The organism is Leucobacter soli (genome assembly GCF_042659205.1).
Taxonomy (GTDB): Bacteria; Actinomycetota; Actinomycetes; order Actinomycetales; family Microbacteriaceae; genus Leucobacter; species Leucobacter soli.
Genome location: NZ_JBHSRW010000248.1, coordinates 1 through 3,144 on the forward strand (window position 1 = coordinate 1; position 3,144 = coordinate 3,144).

Below are 3,144 nucleotides of genomic sequence, written 5' to 3' on the forward strand. Positions count from 1 at the left end.
CGCGGTCGGTGCCGCCGCCGCAGCGCTGACCGCCGTCGCGGTGGTGGCCGGCGGTTCGATGCGACAGGCGGTGGCTCCGGCCGATACGCAGCTGGCGCGCGAGGAGAGCGGAGTCCCGGACGAGGATCAGCGGCAGACCGTGGTCTGCTACGAGCAGGCGGACGCGGACGCGCCGACCGTGACGATCGAGCCGGCGACGGGCGGCACCGAGGGCGGTGTCGCCGCCTGCGAACTGATCTGGGAGGCTCGCGTGCCCCTCGCGTACTCGGAGTCCGGCGGCCTGGGAGCCTCGGCGTCCGACGGTGAGAAAACATCGGCGCCCGAGCTGGCCGTCTGCGAGCTGCCCGACGGGTCGATCGCGGTGTTCCCCGACGACGAGGGGAGCAGCGACGAGGGGCGCAGCGACGACTTCTGCCGCGAACTGGGCGGGATGGTTGGCGCGCAGTGAACCCGGGAGCAGCGATCTGAGACGCCTACCGGTGCGGAGGACATTCACGAGTAGCCGATGAGATCCGGCAGTTGAGATCCGGCGGCTTCGTGCCGGGTGATGGAGGGGGAGCGCGCATGAGGAGTCTGCTGGAAGGCGGCAGGACGGCGGTCGTCGTAGCGGCAGTGGCGGTGGCGCTGAACGCGGCGGTACTGCTCTCCGGGTGCGCCGCTCCCGCCGGGAGCCCCGGCGCGGCCGAGCCCGGCTCGTCCACGGACGTCGGGCCGAGCAGCGACTCCTTCCTGTGCATGGGTGAGCGGATCCCGCGGTCCGTGATCGACGACCCGGTGCGCATCGCCGACCTCGACGAGGCCGGGCAGGCCGCGATCGCGAACGCCACCTACGACGACGGTTCGCCGCTCGATCTCGACCACCCCGAGAGCTGGAGCGTCGCTGAGCGGAACGAGACGCGGATCGTCCTGATCCGGCACCGTTTCGCCATCGGCGCCGGCGTGACGGACGCCGCGCGCGGTGCCGCCGGGGAGGCCACCGGAGAGACCGGCGTGGACGACGCCGGAACCGTCCCCTACGATCCCACCGCGGAGCAGGACACCGAACGGATCAGCCTGACCACCGAGCTGTGGCCGGGGTGGGCGGTCGGCGCCGAGGGCTCCTGCACCCTGACGGTCGACCTCGGCGAACTGCAGGTGCCCCACGTCTGGATGGACCAGGACGCTCTGCCGACGAGGGATTCCCGCGAGCTCAATCTGATGGTGCTCGATCCGAGCTGCGGCGGGGACGCGGACATGCCCGACCGGATCGAGGTCGTGAGCCTCGAGGAGGACGACACCGAGGTGCGCGTCCTGCTCGGCGTGCGGCCCCTGCCCGACGGCGCCTACGACTGCGCGGGGTTCCCGCCGACTCCGTACACGATCACGCTCACGACGCCGCTCGGCGAGCGCGACGTCGCCGACGCCTCCCGGCCTGTCAAGACCTGGATCTTCGACTCGAGCCTCCTCGACGACGAGTGATGCGCGCGCGGTCGGACCTGTGGCATAATAGATCCTTGTGCCACGGTGCGGTACTGCCGCGAGGGTCCGCACGAACCGTGAAGCACCGCATTCTTTCGAAAACTAGTCATGCGCCCCGACTCGCGGCGGACGCAGAGAGAGACCATCATGCAGAAGCTCGACCACGTCGACGCCGCCTCCCTCAAGAGCGACATCCCCGATTTCCGGGCCGGTGACACCGTCAAGGTGCACGTGAACATCATCGAGGGCAACCGCTCGCGCGTCCAGGTGTTCCAGGGCATCGTGATCGCCCGCCACGGCGATGGCGTCCGCGAGACCTTCACCGTCCGCAAGATCAGCTTCCAGGTGGGCGTGGAGCGCAAGTTCCCGGTCCACTCGCCGGCCATCGACAAGATCGAGGTCGTGAGCCGCGGCGACGTGCGCCGTGCCAAGCTCTACTACCTGCGCGGTCTCACCGGCAAGAAGGCCAAGATCAAGGAGAAGCGCGACGACGCCTGAGCGCTCGACGCCTCCGCGTACCACGCTGAACCTTCAACGCTCTCAGGCTCCCTCCGGTTGCGGATGGGAGCCTGAAGCGTCTGTGCTCGGCAGACGCCCCGGTTCGGCGTGCGCCCCATGCCGAAGCACCGCCTACCAGCCATGAGGATCCCGGAGGGACATGACCGACACCGCCGCCGCCCCCGCGGGCAAGTCCCGCCGAGGCGGGTTCCTCGGGTTCCTGCGCGACCTGGTCGTGATCCTGGTCGTCGCGTTCCTGATCTCGTTCCTGCTGAAGACCTTCCTGGTGCGCAGCTTCTACATCCCCTCGGGCTCGATGGAGCACACGCTCGAGGTGGACGACCGCATCCTCGTGAATCAGCTCGTGCCCGGCGTCGTGGGCGTGAACCGCGGCGACATCGTCGTGTTCCGCGATCCGGGCGGCTGGCTGAACCTGCCGCCGAGCGTGAACACGGCCGCGCCCTCGCCGCTCGAATCGGTGCTGCAGACGGTCGGCCTCGCGGCCGACACGAGCACCGACTACGTGGTGAAGCGCGTGATCGGCATCGGCGGGGACCGGGTCGCCTGCTGCGATGCGGAGGGGCGCGTCACCGTCAACGGAGTGCCGCTCGACGAGCCCTACATCGTGATCCCCGACGGCGAGAGCCGATCCTCCGGGATCGACTTCGATGTGACGGTGCCGGAGGGGGCCGTCTGGGTCATGGGCGACAACCGGTACAGCAGCCGCGACTCCCGCTACAACCAGGAGCAGCCGGGCAAGGGATTCGTCACCGAGGACGAGATCGTCGGCCGCGCGTTCGTCTTGAACTGGCCGCTGAGCCGCTTCGGCGTGCTCGGCAACTACCCGGACACCTTCACCGGGGTCGAGCAGGCGCAGCAGACGCATGGCGGGGAGTGACCCCGGGCGCGAGAGCCGCGATCCGACGCTCGAGGTCGAAGCGGCCTGCTTCGCGGCAGGCGCCGAGCTCGTCATCGGGATAGACGAGGTGGGCCGCGGCGCCATCGCCGGCCCAGTGGCGGTCGGCGCCCACGCCGTCGGCTCCGGCACGACGGCGTTCCCCGAGGGATTGCGCGACTCCAAGCTGTTGAGCGAGAAGCGGCGCGAAGCCCTCGGGCCGCTCGTCGCGGAATGGGGGCGCGGCGCCGTCGGCTTCGGCGCGGCCGAGGAGATCGACGCGCGCGGCATCG

At 70.3% G+C, this 3,144-nt stretch carries 4 protein-coding genes and 1 pseudogene; all 5 read left to right on the plus strand.

The annotated features are described in order from the left end of the window. Positions 1–448 (plus strand): hypothetical protein (locus tag ACFPZL_RS11565; RefSeq protein WP_382335513.1); only part of this gene is annotated, 448 nt, incomplete at its 5' end. 116 nt (positions 449–564) lie between these two features. Next, complete coding sequence (locus tag ACFPZL_RS11570; protein WP_218113889.1) at positions 565–1,458, plus strand: hypothetical protein; 894 nt, start codon at positions 565–567, stop codon at positions 1,456–1,458. 147 nt (positions 1,459–1,605) lie between these two features. After that, complete coding sequence (rplS, locus tag ACFPZL_RS11575) at positions 1,606–1,956, plus strand: 50S ribosomal protein L19 (RefSeq protein ID WP_218113890.1); 351 nt, start codon at positions 1,606–1,608, stop codon at positions 1,954–1,956. 160 nt (positions 1,957–2,116) lie between these two features. Further along, positions 2,117–2,854, plus strand: coding sequence for a signal peptidase I (gene lepB / locus ACFPZL_RS11580; RefSeq protein WP_218113891.1), 738 nt, complete (start codon positions 2,117–2,119; stop codon positions 2,852–2,854). Next, positions 2,841–3,144, plus strand: a pseudogene (locus ACFPZL_RS11585) (ribonuclease HII); the annotation flags it as partial. The gene lepB and the pseudogene ACFPZL_RS11585, both read left to right, overlap by 14 nt.

Coding starts and splice junctions, on each gene's coding strand:
- ACFPZL_RS11570 (WP_218113889.1), top strand. CDS start 565: ATGAGGAGTCTGCTGGAAGGCGGCAGGACGGCGGTCGTCGTAGCGGCA.
- rplS (WP_218113890.1), top strand. CDS start 1,606: ATGCAGAAGCTCGACCACGTCGACGCCGCCTCCCTCAAGAGCGACATC.
- lepB (WP_218113891.1), top strand. CDS start 2,117: ATGACCGACACCGCCGCCGCCCCCGCGGGCAAGTCCCGCCGAGGCGGG.